At 34.3% G+C, this 3,891-nt stretch carries 5 protein-coding genes; 4 read left to right on the forward strand and 1 reads right to left on the reverse strand.

What is annotated here, in order from left to right; translation table 11 throughout:
• Positions 1-432: beta-sandwich domain-containing protein (locus ABWO41_RS16325; protein ID WP_353140313.1), on the reverse strand; the 432-nt coding region annotated here is incomplete at its 3' end.
• A gap of 159 nt (positions 433-591) precedes the next feature.
• Between ABWO41_RS16325 and ABWO41_RS16330 the strand changes: the two genes are divergently transcribed.
• The 4 genes from ABWO41_RS16330 to lpxB all read left to right on the forward strand — a co-directional run.
• Positions 592-1,533, forward strand: a complete 942-nt coding sequence (locus tag ABWO41_RS16330) for a helix-turn-helix domain-containing protein (protein ID WP_353140315.1) — start codon at positions 592-594, stop codon at positions 1,531-1,533.
• A gap of 167 nt (positions 1,534-1,700) precedes the next feature.
• Positions 1,701-2,474 (forward strand): 5'/3'-nucleotidase SurE, encoded by a 774-nt coding sequence (gene surE / locus ABWO41_RS16335; RefSeq protein WP_353140317.1) that lies wholly within the window; start codon positions 1,701-1,703, stop codon positions 2,472-2,474.
• A complete protein-coding gene (locus ABWO41_RS16340) occupies positions 2,467-2,730 on the forward strand; it encodes a stationary phase survival protein SurE (protein ID WP_353140319.1) in 264 nt (87 codons plus the stop codon). The genes surE and ABWO41_RS16340 overlap by 8 nt, the downstream gene beginning before the upstream one ends.
• Positions 2,731-2,891: 161 nt before the next feature.
• Positions 2,892-3,891 (forward strand): lipid-A-disaccharide synthase (gene lpxB, locus ABWO41_RS16345; RefSeq protein ID WP_353140321.1); only part of this gene is annotated, 1,000 nt, incomplete at its 3' end.

The following is a 3,891-nucleotide window of genomic DNA, read 5'->3' on the forward strand; positions in this document are numbered from 1 at the left end:
TTCATTCGTCGTCAAATTTCTCAATGAGGCTTCTTTCGTTTCTATAATAGCTACAGCAAAACCACTTGTTTCTAACTCTTTTTTCTCAGTTTTTGCTACTATACTAACTTCTTTTAATTGTCTGTTTTCTTTAACCGTTACTAAAATATTAAACTGACGGACTGGACGGTCAACGATTATTTCAACAGATTTAAACTCAATTTCAATAGAGCTGATTTCTAAACTATATTTTCCAAAAGGTATATTCTTAAACAGAAAGTTCCCTTTTTCATCTGTTACGGTTTGTTTATTCAAGCCTTTAATAAATACCATTGCACCTTCTACTGCTGTGTTGTCGCCGGAAGTAACTTTACCAGAAATATGACCTGATTTCTCCTGAGCAAACGTATTGAAGGATAAAAGAAATAGTAAAGAGAGTAAATAGTATTTCATTCTATGATAAAAAAACCAATTTTTCTTTAGAAAAAGTCTAAATAAAGCTAAATTGCGGTCGCAAATATATCTCTATAGCTGTTATATAGAATGACTGCATATGGAGATTTTATGACGTAAAAGGAAAAAACAGAATCTATTTGTTCTATGGCTATCATAATGGAAGAAAAGAAATTAGAGATCATTACAGAAGATTCGTTTACTGATGGGAGTCTTTTCTTTAAAGATTTTTTATTGAAGCACTATTGTTATAGTAACGACAAAGCAGGATCAGCCAGATTTTTAACTAATGACGAAGTTGTAGTTATTCAGTTTTGCTTACAGGGAGAGTGTTCATATCGAAGTACTGCGGGGAAAGAAAGTATTACATTTAAAAGTTCAGAGTATAATATTCTTTTTGTTCCAAAAGGCGAACTGTTTATTAGTTACACAGATCAAAATCTCGATTTTATAAATATATATATCGAAAAAGAATTCTTCTTCAGATATATTCCTGATAATCATAAACTTTATAAACAAAAAAATATAAAAAAATTTAGCGCATTTAGTTCAGACAATTTACATATTACCCCTAAACTGCGTAGTGTTTTGGATGATGTAAGCACTTGTGGCTTTGACGGGCACTTGAGAACATTATATACAAAGGCAAAGATTATAGAAGTTATTGCGCTGCAACTGGCCCAGTACGAAGAGGAAAAGACAGTACCTTCCGGATTGAGTACTATCGAAGTAGATAAAATGAATTTGATTAAAGAGTTGATAGACCATAACCCGGATCAATCTTTTTCATTGGCTTATCTCGCAAGACAGGCAGGAACTAATGAACAATATCTTAAAAAACACTTTAAAATATTATTTGGTTATACGGTATTTGGTTATATCCTATCCTGTAAAATGCAAAAAGCTAAAAATATGCTTTTATCAGGCGAGTATCTCATTTCTGATATCGCTGAGTCTATGGGTTATAAACACGCAACACATTTTACCAGTGCATTTAAGAAGTTTTTTGGCTATTTACCCCAAACTTTAAAATCCAGGAAAGTACTCAGTTTTTTTGCTTTGAGTGAGTTGTTAAGACTTGATTTTTTACTATTATGTTGATTCGTTCCGAATTATACTACTGAATAGTTAGATACTTGACGTTAAATTTAAAGAACTTTTCTATTTCTGATAAACATGGTTGTATCCTATAAAAGCGAGCATGATATACCATTTTGTTTAAACGGCGCTGGCTTACCATTCTTTATTTTCTTTCCTATATTTGTTTAATGAAGAAAAATAAGCCCACCATTTTAGTAGTTAACGATGACGGTATCATTGCTCCTGGAATAAAAGCGTTAATTGAAGTTGTTAAGGAAATTGGTGACGTTGTTGTTGTTGCTCCAGACAGTCCGCAATCAGGAACCGGTCATGCCATAACCATAAGCAAGCCATTACGTTTAGATAAGGTGGAGATGTATGAAGGAATAGAAATGTGGAAATGTTCCGGAACCCCGGTTGATTGTGTGAAACTAGCGGTGAATAAGGTTTTTAAAGGGAAAAAGCCAGATATATGTGTTTCTGGTATTAACCATGGGCTCAACAGTTCTATTAATGTAATTTATTCGGGGACCATGTCTGCTGCGGTAGAAGGAGCTATCGAAAGTATACCTTCTATAGGCTTTTCTCTGGACGATTTTTCATGGACAGCAAATTTTGAACACTGCAAGAAATTTGTCGAAAAGCTTGTATTACAGGTGCTAGAGCATGGGCTTCCACAAGGTGTACTTCTGAATGTAAATTTTCCGGCCGGAGAAGATATTAAAGGTTTAAAGATCTGCCGGCAGGCCAATGCCAAATGGAAAGAAGAGTTTGACGAAAGAACCGATCCTTACCATAGAAATTATTATTGGTTAACAGGTGTTTTCCAGAATTTTGATAAGGGTGAAGATTCTGATGTATGGGCTTTGCAACATGGATATGCATCGGTAGTTCCTGTACAATTCGATTTAACCGCACATCATGCGATGTCAATTTTAAATACCTGGGATTTAAATGTTTAAAAACGATTCGGTCTGGTTGGGTATGCTTTATGGTTTGGGCTTGCCTTCTCTGGCTTTCTTGATTGTTGATTATTTGAAAAATAATGTTGAGTTTCTTAAGAAAGCGGATTTATTGTATATAGGTTGTGTGGCTTTGAATTTCGTTATATTCAATCAGGCGTCAAAACATTACAATGAACGTACGGCCAGAGGTATTTTAGCTTCGACATTCATTTGTGCGCTTATATTTGCTTATTATAAGTTTTTAGTTAGTTAGTTAGTTAGTTAGTTAGTTAGTTCATTGGTTCATTAAGTTCATTTAGTATGGCAGGAGCTTTAGGTATTTCTTTATTTTGTTTTTTAGATTTTTCAGTCTCTCCAAAAGAATGCCTTTGTATCTGTCTCACATCTCATATCTAAAATCTCATATCTAAGAAAATGAAATATTATCTAATAGCAGGAGAGGCATCTGGCGATTTGCATGGCGCCAATCTAATGAAAGCATTAAAGAAACAGGATAATGATGCTGAATTTAGATTCTTTGGCGGAGATCTTATGTTAGAACAAGGCGGTACATTAGTAAAGCACTACAAAGATATGGCCTTTATGGGCTTTGTAGAAGTATTATTGAATCTTTCTACAGTGCTTAAGAATATTTCTTTTTGTAAGCAAGATGTCCTCGTTTATCAGCCTGATGTGTTGATATTGATAGATTTCCCCGGTTTTAATCTGAAAATTGCGGAGTTTGCTAAAAAGCACAATATAAAAGTGTTTTATTATATTTCTCCAAAAGTTTGGGCATGGAACCAGAAACGCGTAGTGAAGATTAAGAAGGTTGTAGATAAGATGTTCTGCATTTTTCCGTTCGAAGTAGATTTTTATAAGAAATGGGGAATGGAGGTTGATTATGTAGGCAACCCCCTGTTAGATGCTATTCATGAATTTAAAGCAAACCCTGATTTTAGAAGTGAACATCAGCTTGAAGGAAAGAAAATAATAGCACTCTTACCCGGGAGCCGGAAACAGGAATTAAACTATTTGTTGCCAACAATGATTTCTGTAACAGACAAATTTCCGGAATATCAATTTGTTATTGCCGGTGCTCCAAATTTTTCGAGAGCAGATTATGAAGCCTATATGCAGGGGAAAAATATCTCTGTAGTTTTTGGGCAAACATATGATCTTTTAAGCAATGCTCATACTGCCGTAGTGACATCTGGAACAGCAACATTAGAAACTGCACTTTTTAATGTGCCCCAGGTTGTAGTTTATAAAGGTAATGCTATAACCATTGGAATAGCAAAACTGTTAATTAAGATAGGGTTTATTTCTTTAGTAAATCTTGTTGTGAATAGGGAGATTGTAAAGGAGCTTATTCAGGAGAATTGTAATACCGAAAAGTTATCAGAAGAATTGGAGAGGATATTGTCTGGTACCG

The organism is Pseudopedobacter sp. (genome assembly GCF_040392825.1).
GTDB lineage: Bacteria > Bacteroidota > Bacteroidia > Sphingobacteriales > Sphingobacteriaceae > Pseudopedobacter.

Coding starts and splice junctions, on each gene's coding strand:
- ABWO41_RS16330 (WP_353140315.1), top strand. CDS start 592: ATGGAAGAAAAGAAATTAGAGATCATTACAGAAGATTCGTTTACTGAT.
- surE (WP_353140317.1), top strand. CDS start 1,701: ATGAAGAAAAATAAGCCCACCATTTTAGTAGTTAACGATGACGGTATC.
- ABWO41_RS16340 (WP_353140319.1), top strand. CDS start 2,467: ATGTTTAAAAACGATTCGGTCTGGTTGGGTATGCTTTATGGTTTGGGC.